This window comes from Mesorhizobium sp. P3_A10 (assembly GCF_056403175.1).
On record NZ_JBFUFZ010000005.1, the window covers coordinates 249,129 to 266,777 of the forward strand.

Here is a 17,649-nt window from a genome sequence, read left to right on the forward strand (position 1 = left end):
AGAGGGTATATCATGCTGATCTCCCAGATCCTCGACGACGCCGAGACGATCCGCGTCGTCGCCCGCAACGGCGGCAAGACCCGGATCATCAACGGCGCGCGCAGCGTCTATTCGCTGGCGATGGAAGCCGCGCGCACCGGCACCGGGCTGGTCGCGCTGATCGAGCGCAAAGGCTTCGGCGAGGCCGTCGATCTCGACGGCGCCTACAAGAAGGGGCGGCTGTTGTCGCCGATCAACCACCCCGATCCCGCGCATCTGCATCTCACCGGCACGGGGCTTACGCATCTCGGCTCGGCGGCAACGCGCGATTCCATGCACAAGAAGCTCACCGACGGCGAGGAACAGCTCACCGATTCGATGAAGATGTTCCGCATGGGGCTGGAAGGCGGCAAGCCGGCGAAGGGCCAGACCGGCGTACAGCCGGAATGGTTCTACAAGGGCAACGGCACCATGGCGGTAGCGCCGGGTGCGCCACTCATGTCGCCGGCTTTCGCCCAGGACGCCGGCGAGGAGCCGGAAGTCGCCGGCATCTACGTCATCGGCGACGACGGCGCGCCGTTCCGCGTCGGCTTCACGCTGTCGAACGAGTTTTCCGACCACGTCACCGAGCGGGTGAATTATCTGTTCCTGGCGCATTCCAAGCTGCGCAACGCTTCGTTCGGGCCGGAGATCCTGATCGGCGACCTGCCGTCGGATATCAGGGGCGCCTCGCGCATCGTTCGCGACGGCAAGGTGCTGTGGGAAAAGCCATTCCTGTCGGGCGAAGCGAACATGTCGCACACCATCGCCAATCTCGAACACCACCATTTCAAATATTCGGCCTTCCGCCAGCCGGGCGACGTGCATGTTCACATGTTCGGCACGGCGACGCTGTCGTTTGCCGACGGCATCAGGACCGAGGCCGGCGATACGTTCGAAATCGAAGCCAAGGATTTCGGCCTGCCGCTGCGCAATCCGCTCGAAATCGAGCAGCCGGTGAAGGTGGCGGTGAAGGCGCTGTAAGACTGGGTAATCTCCCCCCTCGTGGGGGAGATGGCCGGCAGGCCAGAGGGGGGCGCTGTCCCTCCAGCGTCTCAATCAAACAACTGTGCCTTCAGGCTGTTTCCTACCGCCGAAAAGGAGAGGTCGCGATCCGTCGCGCCCCCCTCTGCCCTGCCGGGCATCTCCCCCACGAGGGGGGAGATTGCAGCTCCAGCCTCAATAAATATCGAAGTCGAAATATTTGGCCTGGATCTTCTTGTAGGTGCCGTCGGCGACGATGGCGTCGATGGCCGCATTGAGCTTGTCGCGCAGTGCAGTGTCGTCGAGGCGCACGGCGATACCGGCCTGCGTCTCGGTGCCCTTGATGTCGCCGATCATCTTGCAGCAGCCGTCGCTCGCCTTCTTCATCCAGTCGACCAGCACGAACTTGTCCGAGATGACGGCGTCGAGGCGGCCGTTGGTCAGATCGGTGATCGCCTCTTCCTGGGTCGGATAGAGCTTGGCCTCGGCGCCGGCCTTGCCATAGACATCCTGGGCATAATCGGCCTGGGTGGTCGACGCCTGGGCGCCCACCGTCTTGCCGGCAAGGGCTGCCGCTTCGGTCGAGGTGAGCTCGCTGTCCTTCAGGGCCACCATGGCAAGCGGCGTCGTGTAATATTTGTTGGTGAAGGCGACCTGTTTCTTGCGTTCCTCGGTGATGCTCATCGAGGCGATGATGGCGTCGAACTTCTTGGCCTGGAGCGCCGGAATAATGCCGTCCCAGTCCTGCGTGACGATCTCGCACTCGACCTTCATCTGCGCGCAAAGCGCATCGGCGATGTCGATGTCGAAGCCGACGACCTTGCCGTCCGGCGTGATGGTGTTGAATGGCGGATAGGCACCCTCTGTGCCGATCTTCAGTTTTTCCGCGGCCTGCGCCGACAAGGAGCCGGCAGCAATGACCAGCATGGCAGCGCTTGCCGCCGATAGGATCCATCTCGAAATCTGCATTTTTGTTCCCCTTGATTTACGTCTTTCTGACGGCCTGGCTGCAGCCAAGCACGGCACGCCGGGTCAGGCAAGCGCAGTCTGACGGTGACAAGGAAGATCAGCGCGCGGCGCGGAAGTGCTTGGACAGCTTCAGGCCCTGCGCCTGGTAGTTGGAGCCGAGATCGGTGCCGTAGAGCGCCTGCGGCCGCTTAAGCATGTGCTCGTAGACCAGCCGCCCGACGATCTGGCCATGGTCGAGAATGAACGGCACTTCATGGCTGCGCACTTCGAGCACCGCCCGACTGCCGGTGCCGCCGGACGCCGAATGGCCAAAACCCGGATCGAAGAAGCCGGCATAGTGGACGCGGAATTCGCCAACCAGCGGATCGAAGGGCGTCATCTCGGCGGCGTAGAGCGGCGGCACGTGCACCGCCTCGCGCGATACCAGTATGTAGAACTCGTCGGGATCGAGCACCAGTTCGCCGGCGCCGCGCTTGTAGAGCGGCTCCCAGAAGTCGACGACATCCTGCGCGGCGCGCTTGTCGACATCGACCAGGCCGGTGTGATGCTTGCCGCGATAGCCGACCAGCCCATCCTTGTCGCCGTCGAGATCGATCGACAGCGCAATGCCGCCGCCGGAAATGTTGGGTGGCTCGGTGGCGACCAGCATCTCGGCGCGATGCAATTCGCTCAGCTCAGCCTCCGACAAGAGCGCATTGCCGGTGCGGAACCGTATCTGCGACAGGCGCGAGCCGGTGCGCACGACGATCGGAAAAGTGCGCGGGCTGACTTCCAGATAGAGCGGACCGTCGTAGCCGGCGGCGATCTTGTCGAACTCATGGCCGCGATCGGTCATCACCCGGGTGAAGATGTCGAGCCGTCCGGTCGAACTCTTGGGGTTGGCCGATGCGGAAATGTTGGCAGGCAGCGTCAGGCTTTCGAGCAGCGGCACGATATAGACGCAGCCGGTTTCAAGCACCGCCCCTTCGGCGAGATCGATCTCGTGCAGTTTCAGCCGGTCGAGCTTTTCGGCGACCTTGTGGCTCGGCCCGGGCAGAAAGGAAGCGCGCACCCGCCAGGCCTTTGCGCCCAGCCTGAGATCGAGGCTGGCCGGCTGGATCTGGTCGACATCGAGCGCACGCGGCGACTTCAGCGCACCGGACTGGAACAGCGCCGAGATGTCCTGATCGGGAAGAATGCCTGTCTGCCGCAAGGCTCTGCTCCTAGGCCAGACGATTTTCTTGCCGCAGGTTCTTGCCGCAAAACCGTGGAACACTTTTGCGGAACCTGCTTGGTACAAACCTCTTAATCAAGCCGGGAATTGACGCAAGCGCGGTGCAGGTCTAAAGGGTCGTTATCCCGTGGTGATTTGGCCGGTCGGCTTGCAGCCACGTTAAACAAGTCGCTAAAGGACCGTCGGGCCGCAAGGCCGTATGGACCGGTTGCGACTTTCGCGGCCGGTTTTTTTGTGTCTGGAACAAAAGCGATGAGCACCAAGAAGCGTAACTGGAAGCCTCAGACGGCACTCGTACATGCGGGAACGCTGCGTTCCCAATTCGGCGAAACGTCCGAGGCGATGTACCTCACCCAGGGCTATGTCTATGAGACGGCGCAGGCAGCCGAAGCCCGCTTCAAGGGCGAAGAGCCGGGTTTCATCTATTCGCGCTACGCCAACCCGACGGTCGACATGTTCGAAAAGCGCATGTGCGCGCTGGAAGGTGCCGAAGACGCGCGCGCCACGGCCTCCGGCATGGCGGCGGTGACGGCAGCGCTTCTGTGCAGCGCCAAGGCCGGCGACCATATCGTAGCGGCGCGCGCGCTGTTCGGTTCCTGCCGCTGGGTGATCGAGACGCTGGCGCCGAAATACGGCATCGAGGCGACACTGGTCGACGGCACCGACATCGCCAATTGGGAAAAGGCGGTGAGGCCGAACACCAAACTGTTCTTCCTGGAAAGCCCGACCAATCCGACGCTGGAAGTGGTCGACATCGCCGCGGTCGCAGCACTTGCCACTTCGATCGGCGCACGGCTGATCGTCGACAATGTCTTTGCCACGCCTCTGCAGCAGAAGCCGCTGCAGCTCGGCGCCCACATCGTCGTCTACTCCGCGACCAAGCACATTGACGGCCAGGGGCGGTGCCTGGGCGGCATCATCCTGTCGGACAAGAAGTGGATCGACGAGAATTTGCACGACTATTTCCGCCACACCGGTCCCAGCCTGTCGCCGTTCAACGCCTGGACGCTGCTGAAAGGCCTGGAGACGCTGCCGCTGCGGGTGCGCCAGCAGACCGAAAGTGCCGGCAAGATCGCTGATTTCCTGGCTGAGCGGCCGGAAATCGCCCGCGTCATCTATCCGGGCCGCGCCGACCATCCGCAGGCTGATGTCGTCAAGAAGCAGATGTTGGGCGGCTCGACGCTGATCTGCCTCGACGTCAAGGGCGGCAAGCAGGCGGCGTTCGCCTTGCAGAACGCGCTCAACATCGTGCTGATCTCCAACAATCTCGGCGATGCCAAGAGCCTGATCACCCATCCGGCGACGACGACGCACAAGAATCTGAGCGACGAGGCGCGTGCCGAACTCGGCATCGGGCCGGGAACGCTCCGGCTGTCGGTCGGTCTCGAGGATGTCGACGATCTGCTGGCGGACATCGAACAGGCGCTCAAGTCGGCCAAATAGGCGTCGCCGGATACGACAAGGCGCGGGTGCTCAGGCGCCCGACGGCGTCTCTTCCAGTTCGGCCGCCTTGGTGCCGATGGTCATCGCGTTGCCGCGCCAGTCGACGGCGCCGCCCAGCCAGCCGCGCACCCAAAGGGCGGGAAGCATCACGTCGCGCGCCATCAGCGCCGGGATCATGCGCAGCGACAGGTACCAGCCCTTGGCCCAGGCCAGGGCGCATTCCGGCAGGTAGGCGAGTGCGAGCACAGCGACAGTGGTTGCCGGCAGGCTGAGGCCGGCGCCCGCCGCCGCCAACAATGCCAGCACCAGCGGCACAGCCGCGCCGGTCAGGATCTCGGGTGCGAAGAACAACGGGAAGGTGACGCGGCGCAGGCGCGCCCAACGCGCCTGGCGTGACCAGATTTCGTCGAATTTGCGCTGGCCAAGCGGCTGCTCGAAGGGCGAGGCGACAAGGTTGACGCGCAGCCCGAGCCCATTGACCAGCTTGGTAGCAGCGGCGTCCTCGGCGATCTCGGCGGCCAGCGCGCGGATGCCGCCATTGGCGTCGAGCATCGGCTTGTTCCACAGCATGCTCTTGCCCTGGGCAAAGCCGAGGCCAAGCGCGTCGCCGGTATATTGCCAGCGTGCCTGCAGCGTGTTGAGGAAAGCGCATTCGACCTCCGCCCAGAACCCGTCCGGACGCGAGCCGATCGGCGTCGAGCAGACAAGGCCGGTGCCGTCGCGCCATGCCGCCAGCAGATGCTGGACATAGTCTCGCGGCATCAGCACGTTGGAATCGGCAAGGATGACCCAGTGGTGGCGCGCCGCTTCCCAACCCTTGACGCAATTGTTGAGTTTTGGATTGGCGCTGATGCGGTCGTCGCCAAACAGCAAGCGGGCCGGTATCTCAGGAAACCGGGCGATCGCCCTGTTTATCAGCTTGACCACCGGATCGTCGGCGTGGGCGACGCAGAAAAGGAGCTCATAGCGCGGCCAGTCGAGCGAGAAGGCGCGTGCCAGGGTCTCCTCGGTAAACGGTTCGACGCCACGCGCCGGCACCACGATCGAAACCCCCGGTGCCTTGCCGGCAGGCGGCGCAAGGGTGCGCGGCCGTCTCAGCTTGAATGAAGCAAGCAGGATGCCGGCGAGGTTTGAAAGAAGCAGGGCTATCGAAAGCAGGGCAGCAGCTATGACTGTCAGTTCCATCGAGATCTGATCACTCCGGGAAAAGCCGACCGCGAATGGCCGCTTTCAACAGTTCGACAGAGCGCTTGAGTCGCCCGCACATAGTCCGGGCACACCATCATTGTCATGTGTCACTTAAATGACATTGTTTGGCGGCACCTGCGCTTGAGGTCGTTGACCGGGCCGGGGAGAGCGCCGACAGTTCCGCTCACATCGCCTTGGAGTAGCCCATGTACCGCGCCGTAACGCGCAACATCGAAGTGCAGGTCAGGCCGTTCTATCTGGAGGATCGCTCAGATCCCTCGGAGAACCGCTATGTCTGGGGCTATCAGATAACCATCGACAACCAGTCGGACGATTTCGTGCAGCTTTTGTCGCGCTATTGGCACATCACCGACGGCACCGGCCGGGTCGAGGAAGTGCGCGGCGCCGGCGTCGTCGGCGACCAGCCCGAACTCAACCCCGGCGACAGCTATCAATACACGTCCGGCTGCCCGCTCTCGACGCCGTCCGGCATCATGGTCGGCCACTACACCATGCGCAACAAGCGGGGCGAGACATTCGACATCGCCATCCCGGCGTTTTCGCTGGATCTGCCGGGGACAAGGCGGACGGTGAATTAGCGTCTTTCTCCCCGTCTTTATACGGGGAGAAATGCCCGGCAGGGCAATGAGGGGCGGCGCCGACCTCCGGAGACTTCTTGTGGATATGACTGAGTGACGCGGAGACTATGCGCCAGCGTCGCGCTGCCCCTCATCCGCCCTTCGGGCACCTTCTCCCCGTAGAACGGGGAGAAGGAAGAGATCTTACTGCGCCGCTGCAAACTCCGCCGGGTCGAAGTCATACTGCTTCGAGCAGAACTCGCAGGCGACGTGGATGCCGCCATCCTCGGTCGAGTCCTTGATCTCCTGTGCGGAGAACCCTTCGAGGATGCCGCGGATCTTGTCGCGCGAGCATGAGCACTGGTCGGCGACCGGAACGCCGGCGAAGACGCGCACGCCGTGCTCGTGGAACAGCCGGTAGAGCAGCCGCTCGGCGCCGATCGTCGGGTCGATCAGTTCGGTCGGCTCGATGGTGCCGAGCAGCGCCACTAGTTCCTGCCAGGAATTGTCGGCCGGTTCATGCGTGATGTCGCGCGGATCGCCGTCGCCGCCCGAAATGTCGGGCACGCGCATGCGCTCGGGCGATTGCGGCAGGAACTGCGCCAGGATTCCACCGGCGCGCCATTGCTCGCGGGCGCCGCCGGGGCCCGGCGTCAGAAGCTTGGCCACTGAAAGCCGGAGATCGGTCGGGATCTGCTCCGACTGGCGGAAATAGGTGCGCGCGGCGTCTTCCAGCGTCTCGCCGTCAAGCTGGACGATGCCCTGATAGCGCTGCGTGTGAGCGCCCTGGTCGATGGTCAGCGCCAAAACGCCGCTGCCAAGCAACGTCTGCTGCGACGTTTCGCCGGCAGCGATCAAGGCTTGCAGCCGGTCGGCATCGAAGCGCGCATAGGCCCGCAGCGCCGAGGGCGTGGAAAAATCCGCCACCAGCATGTCGACCGGCCCGTCAGTGCGGGTCTGCAGGATGAACTTGCCCTCGAACTTGAGCGAGGTGCCAAGCAGCACCGTCAGCACACAGGCTTCGGCCAGCAGGCGGGCGACCGGCTCGGGATAGTCGTGGCGGCTGAGGATGGCGTCGAGCATCGGCCCGAGCTGGACCGTGCGGCCGCGCACGTCGAGCGGGCCGACCTCGAAGGGCACGACATGATCGTCGCCGGCATAGCCGAATTCGCCGAGTTTGGGGTGATGTTCAGTCACTTCATAGGTTTCCAACATGACAAAGCTCCAGGGCGCGGCCATGCGGCCCGGAGGGGCACATGCGTCCAAACGCGCTTGATTTGCGTGATGCGGCGCAAATAGGGATCGCGCCCCCGCAGATCAAGCGCCCAGACACCTCAGGCGCCCAGACACTTCAAGCGCCAAGACACTTCAAGCGCCAAGACACCAGGCGAGCACCGCCTTCTGGGCATGAAGCCTGTTCTCGGCCTCGTCGAACACCACCGAATGCGGCCCGTCGATGACCTCGTCGGTAACTTCCTCACCGCGATGCGCCGGCAAGCAGTGCATGAACAGGGCGTCCGGCTTGGCCTTCGCCATCAGAGCCGCATTGACCTGATAGGGCGAGAAGACATTGTGGCCGCGGGCGCGATGCTCCTGGCCCATCGACACCCAGCAGTCGGTGACGATGCAATCGGCCTGATCGACGGCTTCCTCGGGCGAGCGGGTGAAGCTGAGCTTGCCGCCATTTGCCTTCGACCAGTCGATGTGCTTCTGCGCCGGCTCGCTGCCTTCGGGCACGGCGACATTCAGGTTGAAGCTGAACCGCGCCGAGGCCTCGAGCAGTGAATGCAGCACATTGTTGCCGTCGCCGGTCCAGGCGATGGTCTTGCCGGCCACCGGACCGCGATGTTCCTCGAAGGTCATGATGTCGGCCATCAGCTGACAGGGATGTGTGTCGTCGGTCAGCCCGTTGATGACGGGGATGGTCGCGTTCTCGGTCAGCTCCAGCAGCCGCTCATGCGAGGTGGTGCGGATCATGATCGCATCGACATAGCGCGACAGCACCTTGGCGGTGTCGGCGATGGTTTCGGAGCGGCCGAGCTGCATCTCGGTCCCGGTCAGCATGATGGTCTCGCCGCCGAGCTGGCGCATGCCGACGTCGAACGACACGCGCGTGCGCGTCGACGGCTTGTCGAAGATCATCGCCAGCACCTTGCCTTCGAGCGGCCTGGTCCGCTCGCCGGCCTTGAGCCTGGCCTTTCGCAGCACCGCATCGTCCAGCATGAAGCGCAGGTCGCCTTCGGAAACGGCGGAAAGATCGGTGAAATGGCGAAGTGACATCAGGAATGGTTCCGGGATTACTTCGCGGCAGCCGCGGCGATGGCATCCGCCAGGCCCCGGGCACCGGCGCGGATGCGGTCGAGCGCCTCGTGGATCTCGGCGTCGGTGACGGTGAGTGGCGGCAGCAGGCGAATGACGTTGTCGCCGGCCGGCACCGCCAGCAAATACTGGTCGCGCAGCGCCATGTTGACCTTGGTGTTGGGCATCGCGCATTTGAGGCCGAGCATCAGCCCGGTGCCCCTGATGCCTTCGATGACATCGGGAAATTCGTCGGCAACAGCCGCCAGCCCCTGTTTCATCAGCAGCGCCTTGCGCTGGACGTCCTCGAGGAAGCCGTCTTCCAGCACCACGTCGAGCACGGCGTTGCCGACGGCCATGGCCAGCGGATTGCCGCCGAACGTTGTCCCGTGCACGCCTGCGGTCATGCCGACCGCGGCCTCGTCGGTGGCAAGGCAGGCGCCCATCGGGAAGCCACCGCCGATACCCTTGGCAATCGCCATCAGGTCAGGGGTGACGCCCGACCATTCATGCGCGAACAGCTTTCCGGTGCGGCCGATGCCGCACTGGACCTCGTCGAAGATCAGCAGCAGGCCGTGCTGTTCGCACAGCTGCCGCAGCCGCTTCAGCGACTGCGTCGGCACCGGGCGGATACCGCCCTCGCCTTGCACCGGCTCGATCAGGATCGCCGCTGTCTCCGGCGTGATCGCCTTTTCGGCGGCGTCGATGTCGTCGAAGCCGACCTGGTCGAAACCTTCGACCTTGGGGCCAAAGCCTTCCAGGTATTTATACTGGCCGCCGGCGGCGATGGTCGCCAGGGTGCGGCCATGGAAGGCGCCTTCGAAGGTGATGACGCGGAAGCGCTCGGGATGGCCGTTGACGAATTGATAGCGCCGCGCCGTCTTGATGGCGCATTCCAGCGCCTCGGCGCCGGAATTGGTGAAGAACACCTTGTCGGCGAAAGTCGCGTCGGCCAGCCGTTCGCCGAGCCTGCTCTGCGCCGGAATCTCGTAGAGGTTGGAGACGTGCCAGAGCTTGGCTGCCTGCTCGGTGAGCGCGGCGACCAGGTGCGGATGGCTGTGGCCGAGCGAATTCACGGCGATGCCGCCGGCAAAATCGAGATATCGCTCGCCCTTGTCAGTGACCAGCCAGGTGCCTTCCCCGTGGTCGAAAGCCAGGGGTGCGCGAGCAAAGGTCTCGAAAAGCGCCGAACCGCTCATTATATGCGTCTCCGGAACCGGAAAATCAAAAAAGCCGCCCAAGCGGCGGCCTTTGCGGCTTATCGTGTTTTTCGGCCATGAAGTCAACGAAAACGTCGTGCAAAGGCGCGCGGCAAGCACCCCCGACGAGACGCCGGCTCATAAGCGACCGGGCAAGTTGGGGAAAACCTAAAAAACCGATTCGTGTTGCACTTCGGACTCTTGTCACCGAGTCAGCGCATGAGGTAATTGTAGTCGGGAAATAACTAGATTTCGTGCGGCGGACCTAATCACCTGATATATGTGGTGTCTGCCCCGGCAAAAGATTGCCGGGTCGGGAATGGATTCCGGCCGTCGCACGCTTACAGGAGCGCGGTCTCATGAACTGGACTGACGAGCGGGTCGAACTTCTCAGGAAATTGTGGTCGGAGGGTCTGAGCGCCAGCCAGATTGCCGCACAGCTTGGTGGGGTCAGCCGTAACGCGGTCATCGGCAAGGTGCACCGGCTGAAGCTTTCGGGCCGCGGACGCTCGACCGCGACGCCGGCGCGCCAGAAGAAGGCGGTGCAGGGGTCGACCATCCAGAAATCGGTGGCGCGCGCCGCAAGTGCCACGCGCCATGTCACCACCTCGATCGGCGCCAACGCGCTGCAGACGCAGTTCGATGCCGAACCGGTCGCGCGCCACTACATCCGCCCGGTCGAGAACGTCGTCTTACCGATCTCGCGGCATCTGCAGCTCGTCGAACTGACCGAGCGCACCTGCAAATGGCCGAATGGCGATCCGCTTTCGGAGGATTTCCACTTCTGCGGCAACGACGCCGCCGAAACCGGACCCTATTGCAAGTACCATGCGCGGGTTGCGTTCCAGCCGGCTTCGGAGCGGCGGCGGAGCCGCTGAGCGAATAGCGAATAGCGAATAGCGAATAGCGAATAGCGAATAGCGAATAGAACGGCTTGGCTTCCGTGACAGGGGCAAGCCGTTTTTTGTGCGCTATTCGCTACTCCCTATTCGCTACTCGCTCTCTTACAGCCAGCCGTTCTTGCGAAACCGCCAGTACAGGAACGAGCAGATCAGGGCGATTGTGGCCAGCACCACCGGGTAGCCGTACTCCATCTTCAGCTCCGGCATGTCGTTGAAATTCATGCCATAAATGCCGGCGAATGCCGTCGGCACCGCTAGGATGGCGGCCCATGAAGCGAGTTTCTTGGAGATCGCCGTTTCCTGGCTCTGGCCGACCAGCAGGCTGGCCTCGAAAGCGAAGGCCAGCACCTCGCGCAAACTGTCGATCTTCTCCTGGACGGTGCGGATGTGGTCGGTGACGTCGCGAAACAGCGGATGCATGGCGGTGTGGATCTGCGGCAGGTCGGCGCTGGTCAAGCGGCGACAGACTTCCACCAGCGGCAATGCCGCGTTGCGCAGGCGCAACAGATCGCGGCGCAGCATATAGAGCCGCTCTATGTCGGGACCGGTCATCGGCTTCAGCAGGACCCTGTCCTCGATCACCTCGACCTCGTCCTCGATCTGTTCGAGCACGGGCATGTAGTTGTCGACGATGAAATCGAGAATGGCGTAGAGGACGAAATCCTCGCCCTTGGCCAGCGAATGCGGGCAGCTCTCCCAATGCTGGCGAACGGCGGCATAGGAGGTCGACGGACCGTGCCTGACGCTGACGATATAGCCTGAGCCGACGAACAGATGCGTCTCGCCGAAGGTGACGCGGCCATCGATCAGCTGGGCGGTGCGGGCAACGATGAACAAGGCGTCGCCATATTGCTCGATCTTCGGCCGCTGGTGCGGATGTTCGGCATCTTCGATCGCCAGCTCATGCAGTTGGAATTGCGCCTTGACGCGCAGCAAGAGCTCGCGGTCGGGCTCGAGCAGGCCGATCCAGACGACGTGGCCGGACTTCTTGGCCCATTCGCCGGCTTCCTCGATGGGAATGTCGGCGACACGCCGGCCTGCCGTATAGACACTGGAAGCGATGATGCCCGCCGTTGGCGGTGCAGGAGCAAACTCTCGGACATATTCCATCGCGGCCTCCTGAAAACGTGGCCTAGGGAACGAGAAGCTTAACGTCCGGATAGTTTAGCGCAATAGGATGAAGCGTTCGAGTGGCGACCGTTCACTTCACCGGTAGCGTTGCCGGAGCACCGATCTTGTCGGTCTTGTCGCCCTTCGGCCGCTCGGCCGGCATCTGGTCGCCGGTGACGATGTAGTAGATCGTCTCGGCGATGTTGGTGGCATGATCGCCGATCCGCTCGATGTTCTTGGCGCAAAACAAGAGATGCGTGCACGGCGTGATGTTGCGCGGGTCTTCCATCATGTAGGTCAGCAATTCGCGAAACAGCGAGGTGTACATGGCGTCGATCTGGTCGTCGCGGTCGCGCACGAAGCCGATCTTGTCCACCGAGCGCGACGCGTAGACGTCGAGCACTTCCTTGAGCTGTGTAAGCGCCAGGTTTGCCAATGCCTCGAGGCCGCGGAACAGGCTGGTCGGCTGGCGCCCGTCGATAACTGCGACCACCCGCTTGGCGACATTCTTGCCGAGATCGCCGACGCGTTCGATGTCGGCCGAGATGCGGATCGCACCGACTATCTCGCGCAGGTCCGTCGCCATCGGCTGGCGCTTGGCGATGATGACGATGGCCTTGTCGTCGATCTCGCGCTGCCCTTCATCGAGCACGATGTCGTCGCGGATGACTTTCTGGGCGAGGCCGGGATCGGCGTTGACCAGAGCCGAGATCGCCTGTTCGACCATGCGCTCGGCGTGCCCACCCATCGCAGCGATGCGCTTCGACAGGTACTTCAGCTCTTCATCATAGGCGCTGACGATATGCACGGACTGCATGGACGAAATGCCTTTCCGGGATCTTGAGTCGTTTCCTCGAATCCTCCGCTGATACGCTAGCCGGATGACAGAAAAAAGAAATGAACCGTTAGTACATAGTGTCGCGTTAGCGAGCCGGCAAATGAACCGTGAACGCTGCGCCCTTGCCAACTTCCGACTTGATCGAAAGCCTGGCGTTGTGACGTGTCAGGATGTGCTTGACGATGGACAGCCCAAGGCCGGTGCCTTTCTGGGTGCGGCTGTTCTCGACATCGACACGGTAGAAGCGCTCGGTAATGCGCGGAATGTGTTCTTCGGGAATGCCAGGGCCGAAATCCCTGATGGTGACGTCGATGCCGGGTTCGGAACCGACATCGGTGCGCGCGATCGACACTATGACGCGCCCGCCCGATTGTCCGTATTTGCAGGCGTTTTCGAGCAGGTTTTCGAAAACCTGGAACAGCTCATCCCGGTCGCCCGGCACTTCCAGCGGCCCCTCGGCGAACGTCCGCTCGATGACGATGCCGTTTTCCCGGGCCAGCGGCCCAAGCGAATCGATGACGCTGTCGATGGTCTGGCGCAGATCGACCTCGGTTCCCGGCGCCAGATAGGGCTTCATTTCCAGCCGCGACAGCGACAACAAATCGTCGATCAGGCGGGCCATGCGACCGGTCTGGCTCTGCATGATCTGCAGGAACTGCTCGCGCGCCGCCGGGTCGTTTCGGGCCGGCCCGCGCAAGGTCTCGATGAACCCTGAGATCGAGGCCAGCGGCGTACGCAATTCGTGGCTGGCATTGGCAATGAAGTCGGCGCGCATGCGGTCGATCCGGCGCGCCTCGCTCTGGTCCTTGAACACCAGCACATAGAGATCGGTGGCGTGGCCGACCGAAGACGCGCTCACCCGATAGGTCCGTTCTACCGGCAGCTTTTCGGTGTAATCGACGACATCGGAGGCAACGTTTCCCGACAGGACGCTGTCGAGCAAGGCCTGCATTTCGGGGGCGCGGAACTTCAGCGACAGCGACATGCCCGGCGCGATGCCGCCAAAGGCGGCAAAGGCGGCGGCGTTGGCGTGGACGATGGTGGCGGTGCGATCGAAAATGATCAACGGATCGGCAACGGCGGCGGCGAGATATTCGCCGGAAAGCCGCTGCAGCCCGCTCGCCTCGATGGCAGCCGCACTTTCGTCGGACTGGCGCGCGGTTTCGGTTGGCAGCATCGCAGCGGCAAGCAGCACGGCACATGCCAGCAGGACGACATAGCCGGACATGCCGGCGAAACTATAGACGGCCAGAACCGCGACGATCCCGGCGGCAAGCAACCAGCGGCTGTTCCACAGCCTGATAGCGACGGCTTGCGCCGTGCTTTTCTGCTCTGCGCCCAAGTCGGCCATTCGCGCCTGCGCCCCGTGCCCTTGCACTCAGTCGGCCGGCTGGAAACTTCCGCTGGACCGGCTTTGAGGCTCCCCATAGCATGAGTCCGGAAGCTGAAAAGGTTCGTCTCGATGAAAAATGCCAAGGAAACGACCGCTGCGCCCGCAACGGGTCCACTGAAGATCACGATCGACGGCAAGGAGCGCGAGTTCGATATCGAGAATCCCGAGCTTCCGGACTGGGTCGAGGACCACAAGCTGACCGCTGGCGGCTTCCCTTACGACAAGAAAATGAAAAGCGAGGACTATGACAAGACCCTCGAACTCCTGCAGATCGAGCTAGTCAAGGCACAGGCATGGCTGCAATCGACCGGCCAACGGGTGGTGGCGTTGTTCGAGGGCCGCGATGCCGCCGGCAAGGGCGGCACCATCTTCGTGCTGCGCCAATATATGAACCCTCGAACCGCGCGCAACGTGGCGCTGACCAAGCCGACGCCGACCGAGGTCGGGCAGTGGTACTACCAGCGCTATGTCGACCATTTCCCGACGGCGGGCGAGTTCGTCACCTTCGACCGCTCCTGGTACAATCGCGGCGGTGTCGAGCCGGTGATGGGCTTCTGCACGCCGGAGCAGCATGAGAAATTCCTCGACGAGACGCCGCATTTCGAGCGGATGATCTCAAACGAGGGCATCCATTTCTTCAAATTCTGGCTGAACATCGGCCGGGAAACCCAGCTCGAACGGTTTCACGACCGCCGCTGGAGCCCCTTGAAGAACTGGAAGTTCTCGCCGATCGACGTTGCCGGCATCACCAAATGGGACGACTACACCAAGGCGCGCGATCTCATGGTCGAACGCACGCACAAGGAATTCGCGCCCTGGATCATCGTGCGGGCCAACGACAAACGACGGGCGCGGCTGGCCGTCATGCGCCGCATCCTGTTGTCGCTGCCCTATGACGGTCGCGATCTCGATGTCATCGGCAAGGAAGACAAGAAGATCGTCGGCGAAGGAACGTCGTTCCTGAAAAAATAGGCCCGGGCCTGGCCCGTCCCGATACTATCGGGACAGGGGCTGCTTCTGTCCTGGATGCACTGCCGCCGGGACGGCTTGTGCTATGCCACCAGCCGGGCGATCCGCTGCAGCCGCCGCAGCGTGGTGTCGTCCTGCAGCGCCTGCTGGAAAAGCGAAATCTCGTGGTCGATGCGGTCGCAGAGCGCGCCTGTGTCGCCTCTCAGCAGGCCGCGCGTCTGCAGCAGCGCGGCGACCGGCTTCTTGGCAAGCTGCCTTGCCCTGGCAAGGGCTGCGTCCTCGACGCTGCCGTCCGCCACGATCTCAGCGACAAGACCGAGCGCCTTGGCATCTTCGACGGCCAGCGTGTCGCCTAGGCAGAAAAAGCGGAAAGCCCCGGCGTAGCCAAGCTTTTGCGGCGCCAGGATGCTGGTCGCCGCATCCGGCACCAGGCCGAAATCCACAAACGGCACCCTGAACGTGCTCTTGCCAGACGCGATCACCATGTCGCAGTGGAACAGGATGGTGCAGCCGACACCGACGGCATCGCCGTCGACGCAGGCAAGGATCGGTTTGGGAAACGTCGCCAGCGTGCGGAACATGTCGGTTACGGCGGCGATCAGCTGCTGATGCTTGGTGGCGTCGAGGAACTCCGAGAAGTCGCCGCCAAGGCAAAAGCAGCCAGCCAGGCCGCGCAACACCACGACGCGCACATCGTCGTCGACGGCAGCTTCGTGGAAGGTCCTGGCCAGGCTTTCATAGGCCCGCCTGTCCAGCACCGGGCGGCCGTCATCCGAAGACACGGTGACGATCAGCGTATGGTTGCGGAACTCGGTTTGCGGATGGATACTCATTACACTCTCCACTCTCACGGTACTCTCAACTCTCACGACGCCTGCCTCAAGCCGAACCGGTCGGGATATCCCCTGGCCAGCACAGGTGCGAAATGATTGCGGCGCGAACGCACCACATCAAGTGTGTGCTGATTGAAGGTGAGCAGCGTGGCAACGACCTGCTGGTTGCCGTAGGTGCGCTGGTAGCCCAGCGGCGTTGCCAGGAAATGCAGCTGCAGCGCGCGCAGGACCCACATCGGCTCGAATTCGATGATCACCTGATTGACGTCGCGCTTCAGCCCCCACTCGACGAAGCCGGCAATCAGCTCGGTGCCGACCGTCGACACGCCGCGCCGGCCGTCGCGAAAACCGGGTGCCACCGCATAGCGGGTCAGCTCGTAGACATTGGGGCCGGAAGGCGGCGTCCCCTCAAAAAGGTCCGTCAGCACCTCGGTCAGCAGATGCCCCCGCGTCGTCGGCAGCATTCTTTGATAACCGGCGAGCTCGCCGTTGCGGATGACAATCTGATGCACCGCCTCGTCGTGGTCGAACTGGTCGACCTCGAACCCGTCGGGGCGCTTCAGATCGGTCCATCCCATCTCCTCGACGAAGACCTGGTAGCGTAGACGATGGACGGCCTCCCAAAGGTCGGGACGTTCCATCAATTCCTGGGTGGTAAGGGCAAAAAGCATCCGTCTTCTCCTGGTTCAAGAGGAAAATACGGCCGTGCTTTCGCAAGAAAATTACGTGATCACGTATGCAGGAACTTCTAGGTCGGCGCGGCCGACCTAACTAATGTAGCCCCGCCTTATCGCCTCCGCGACCGCCTGCACGCGATTGACGGCGCCGAGTTTGCCTTTAGCGTTAAGAAGGTGTTTCTCGGAGGTGTGTTCCGAGATGCCGAGGATCTGTGAAATCTCCCATTCGGACTTGCCGACGGCGGCCCATTGCAGGCATTCGCGCTCGCGCGGCGTCAACTCGATGTGATCGATGGTCTTGCCCGCCATGGTGTGGAGCTGCATGGCGCGGCCGACGGCATAGGTCGAGACCAGCGACACCAGCCCGAACTCGGCGCCCGACAATTCGACGGCCTCACCGCCGAGCGAGACCATGACGATCTGGCCATCAAGCGTGATCAGCGGGAAGGCCAGGCCGTCGCGCAGCTTGAATTCGCTGGCGTCGCCCATAACCTCGCCGCTGCTCTTGTCGATGCGAATGCCCTGAGCCGCTTCCCGCCACTGGAACGGCGCCTGAAGCTGCTTCATGTGGCTGACGACCGGATCATGATCGACATAGTTGCGCGCCACATAGCGCTCCAGCCACTCCACGGGCCAGTCGCAGAGCAGCACATGGTCCTTTTGCTGGCCACGCGGCGTACCTGGCTGCGGAACCGTCCCGGCCATCAACGCCGTGAGGCCGAAATTCGTGGTCACGCCAAGCAGCGTTTCGCAGACCGCGGCCGCCGTGTTGGCGTGCTGCAGCTGATCTATGTATTCCAGAGTGCGATCGAAATGGCCCATCGCAACATCCACCCCATGTTGCCTCCCGATATTGGGACCAATGGTACGTGCCCAACCCGCACTTAGCCATCAACCCCGGATTGCAAAGCTGTATTCCCTTTGTGGCGCCTACAACTGCCCCCTCCAGTCGACGCCATGCAACTACTTGCAAAATACACTAAAGCATATCCCTAAATCGGCGTATTTAAATCAAAAAGCGTTGTGCCTGCGCCGTT

General features: G+C 62.9%; 17 protein-coding genes and 1 riboswitch. Of the genes, 5 read left to right on the plus strand and 12 right to left on the minus strand.

What is annotated here, in order from left to right:
• The first annotated feature begins 12 nt into the window (after positions 1-12).
• Positions 13-1,002, plus strand: a complete 990-nt coding sequence (gene araD1 / locus AC1DXU_RS20580; protein WP_477371944.1) for an AraD1 family protein — start codon at positions 13-15, stop codon at positions 1,000-1,002.
• 195 nt (positions 1,003-1,197) lie between these two features.
• On the opposite strand, the gene AC1DXU_RS20585 is transcribed toward araD1, so the two are convergent.
• On the minus strand, positions 1,198-1,971 hold the full coding sequence (locus tag AC1DXU_RS20585) for an ABC transporter substrate-binding protein (protein WP_477371946.1): 774 nt from the start codon (positions 1,969-1,971) through the stop codon (positions 1,198-1,200).
• Between the two features lie 97 nt (positions 1,972-2,068).
• Positions 2,069-3,163, minus strand: a complete 1,095-nt coding sequence (locus AC1DXU_RS20590; protein WP_477371948.1) for a 2'-deoxycytidine 5'-triphosphate deaminase — start codon at positions 3,161-3,163, stop codon at positions 2,069-2,071.
• 138 nt (positions 3,164-3,301) lie between these two features.
• A riboswitch (SAM riboswitch) is annotated at positions 3,302-3,379 on the plus strand.
• Between the two features lie 57 nt (positions 3,380-3,436).
• On the opposite strand from AC1DXU_RS20590, the gene AC1DXU_RS20595 reads away from it, so the two are divergent.
• Positions 3,437-4,627 carry an O-succinylhomoserine sulfhydrylase gene (locus AC1DXU_RS20595; protein ID WP_477371950.1) on the plus strand — a complete coding sequence of 397 codons (1,191 nt, stop codon included), beginning with the start codon at positions 3,437-3,439 and terminating at the stop codon, positions 4,625-4,627.
• A gap of 30 nt (positions 4,628-4,657) precedes the next feature.
• On the opposite strand, the gene AC1DXU_RS20600 is transcribed toward AC1DXU_RS20595, so the two are convergent.
• Entirely contained in the window at positions 4,658-5,812 is a 1,155-nt protein-coding gene (locus AC1DXU_RS20600) for a ceramide glucosyltransferase (protein ID WP_477371952.1), read from the minus strand.
• Positions 5,813-6,021: 209 nt separating this feature from the next.
• Here AC1DXU_RS20600 and apaG point away from each other — a divergent pair, with 209 nt between their 5' ends.
• Positions 6,022-6,414, plus strand: coding sequence for a Co2+/Mg2+ efflux protein ApaG (apaG, locus tag AC1DXU_RS20605; RefSeq protein ID WP_477241752.1), 393 nt, complete (start codon positions 6,022-6,024; stop codon positions 6,412-6,414).
• A gap of 183 nt (positions 6,415-6,597) precedes the next feature.
• Here apaG and AC1DXU_RS20610 read toward each other — a convergent pair whose 3' ends face one another.
• The 3 genes from AC1DXU_RS20610 to AC1DXU_RS20620 form a co-directional block, all read right to left on the minus strand.
• On the minus strand, positions 6,598-7,632 hold the full coding sequence (locus AC1DXU_RS20610; RefSeq protein WP_477371954.1) for an Hsp33 family molecular chaperone: 1,035 nt from the start codon (positions 7,630-7,632) through the stop codon (positions 6,598-6,600).
• A gap of 129 nt (positions 7,633-7,761) precedes the next feature.
• Complete coding sequence (gene argF, locus AC1DXU_RS20615) at positions 7,762-8,673, minus strand: ornithine carbamoyltransferase (RefSeq protein ID WP_477371956.1); 912 nt, start codon at positions 8,671-8,673, stop codon at positions 7,762-7,764.
• Between the two features lie 17 nt (positions 8,674-8,690).
• Positions 8,691-9,890, minus strand: coding sequence for an acetylornithine transaminase (locus tag AC1DXU_RS20620; protein ID WP_477371958.1), 1,200 nt, complete (start codon positions 9,888-9,890; stop codon positions 8,691-8,693).
• Positions 9,891-10,249: 359 nt separating this feature from the next.
• Here AC1DXU_RS20620 and AC1DXU_RS20625 point away from each other — a divergent pair, with 359 nt between their 5' ends.
• On the plus strand, positions 10,250-10,768 hold the full coding sequence (locus AC1DXU_RS20625) for a GcrA family cell cycle regulator (RefSeq protein ID WP_477311641.1): 519 nt from the start codon (positions 10,250-10,252) through the stop codon (positions 10,766-10,768).
• Positions 10,769-10,894: 126 nt separating this feature from the next.
• Here AC1DXU_RS20625 and AC1DXU_RS20630 read toward each other — a convergent pair whose 3' ends face one another.
• The 3 genes from AC1DXU_RS20630 to AC1DXU_RS20640 form a co-directional block, all read right to left on the minus strand.
• Complete coding sequence (locus AC1DXU_RS20630) at positions 10,895-11,902, minus strand: magnesium and cobalt transport protein CorA (RefSeq protein WP_477371960.1); 1,008 nt, start codon at positions 11,900-11,902, stop codon at positions 10,895-10,897.
• Between the two features lie 91 nt (positions 11,903-11,993).
• Complete coding sequence (gene phoU, locus AC1DXU_RS20635; RefSeq protein WP_477371962.1) at positions 11,994-12,719, minus strand: phosphate signaling complex protein PhoU; 726 nt, start codon at positions 12,717-12,719, stop codon at positions 11,994-11,996.
• A gap of 106 nt (positions 12,720-12,825) precedes the next feature.
• Positions 12,826-14,091 carry an ATP-binding protein gene (locus tag AC1DXU_RS20640; protein WP_477371964.1) on the minus strand — a complete coding sequence of 422 codons (1,266 nt, stop codon included), beginning with the start codon at positions 14,089-14,091 and terminating at the stop codon, positions 12,826-12,828.
• A 111-nt stretch (positions 14,092-14,202) separates the two neighbouring features.
• Between AC1DXU_RS20640 and ppk2 the strand changes: the two genes are divergently transcribed.
• The gene (gene ppk2, locus AC1DXU_RS20645) at positions 14,203-15,105 is read left to right on the plus strand and encodes a polyphosphate kinase 2 (protein ID WP_477371965.1); all 903 of its coding nucleotides are present in this window, start codon (positions 14,203-14,205) and stop codon (positions 15,103-15,105) included.
• Positions 15,106-15,185: 80 nt separating this feature from the next.
• Here ppk2 and AC1DXU_RS20650 read toward each other — a convergent pair whose 3' ends face one another.
• The 3 genes from AC1DXU_RS20650 to AC1DXU_RS20660 form a co-directional block, all read right to left on the minus strand.
• Entirely contained in the window at positions 15,186-15,935 is a 750-nt protein-coding gene (locus tag AC1DXU_RS20650) for an enoyl-CoA hydratase-related protein (protein WP_477371967.1), read from the minus strand.
• Between the two features lie 32 nt (positions 15,936-15,967).
• Positions 15,968-16,606, minus strand: coding sequence for an acyl-homoserine-lactone synthase (locus AC1DXU_RS20655; protein WP_477311635.1), 639 nt, complete (start codon positions 16,604-16,606; stop codon positions 15,968-15,970).
• Positions 16,607-16,702: 96 nt separating this feature from the next.
• Positions 16,703-17,434 carry a helix-turn-helix transcriptional regulator gene (locus AC1DXU_RS20660; RefSeq protein ID WP_477311634.1) on the minus strand — a complete coding sequence of 244 codons (732 nt, stop codon included), beginning with the start codon at positions 17,432-17,434 and terminating at the stop codon, positions 16,703-16,705.
• Between the last annotated feature and the right edge of the window lie 215 nt (positions 17,435-17,649).

What these genes read in the sequence shown, in the direction of transcription:
- araD1 (WP_477371944.1), top strand. Translation starts at nt 13, where the DNA reads ATGCTGATCTCCCAGATCCTCGACGACGCCGAGACGATCCGCGTCGTC.
- AC1DXU_RS20585 (WP_477371946.1), bottom strand. Translation starts at nt 1,971, where the DNA reads ATGCAGATTTCGAGATGGATCCTATCGGCGGCAAGCGCTGCCATGCTG.
- AC1DXU_RS20595 (WP_477371950.1), top strand. Translation starts at nt 3,437, where the DNA reads ATGAGCACCAAGAAGCGTAACTGGAAGCCTCAGACGGCACTCGTACAT.
- AC1DXU_RS20600 (WP_477371952.1), bottom strand. Translation starts at nt 5,812, where the DNA reads ATGGAACTGACAGTCATAGCTGCTGCCCTGCTTTCGATAGCCCTGCTT.
- apaG (WP_477241752.1), top strand. Translation starts at nt 6,022, where the DNA reads ATGTACCGCGCCGTAACGCGCAACATCGAAGTGCAGGTCAGGCCGTTC.
- AC1DXU_RS20610 (WP_477371954.1), bottom strand. Translation starts at nt 7,632, where the DNA reads ATGGCCGCGCCCTGGAGCTTTGTCATGTTGGAAACCTATGAAGTGACT.
- argF (WP_477371956.1), bottom strand. Translation starts at nt 8,673, where the DNA reads ATGTCACTTCGCCATTTCACCGATCTTTCCGCCGTTTCCGAAGGCGAC.
- AC1DXU_RS20620 (WP_477371958.1), bottom strand. Translation starts at nt 9,890, where the DNA reads ATGAGCGGTTCGGCGCTTTTCGAGACCTTTGCTCGCGCACCCCTGGCT.
- AC1DXU_RS20625 (WP_477311641.1), top strand. Translation starts at nt 10,250, where the DNA reads ATGAACTGGACTGACGAGCGGGTCGAACTTCTCAGGAAATTGTGGTCG.
- AC1DXU_RS20630 (WP_477371960.1), bottom strand. Translation starts at nt 11,902, where the DNA reads ATGGAATATGTCCGAGAGTTTGCTCCTGCACCGCCAACGGCGGGCATC.
- phoU (WP_477371962.1), bottom strand. Translation starts at nt 12,719, where the DNA reads ATGCAGTCCGTGCATATCGTCAGCGCCTATGATGAAGAGCTGAAGTAC.
- AC1DXU_RS20640 (WP_477371964.1), bottom strand. Translation starts at nt 14,091, where the DNA reads ATGGCCGACTTGGGCGCAGAGCAGAAAAGCACGGCGCAAGCCGTCGCT.
- ppk2 (WP_477371965.1), top strand. Translation starts at nt 14,203, where the DNA reads ATGAAAAATGCCAAGGAAACGACCGCTGCGCCCGCAACGGGTCCACTG.
- AC1DXU_RS20650 (WP_477371967.1), bottom strand. Translation starts at nt 15,935, where the DNA reads ATGAGTATCCATCCGCAAACCGAGTTCCGCAACCATACGCTGATCGTC.
- AC1DXU_RS20655 (WP_477311635.1), bottom strand. Translation starts at nt 16,606, where the DNA reads ATGCTTTTTGCCCTTACCACCCAGGAATTGATGGAACGTCCCGACCTT.
- AC1DXU_RS20660 (WP_477311634.1), bottom strand. Translation starts at nt 17,434, where the DNA reads ATGGGCCATTTCGATCGCACTCTGGAATACATAGATCAGCTGCAGCAC.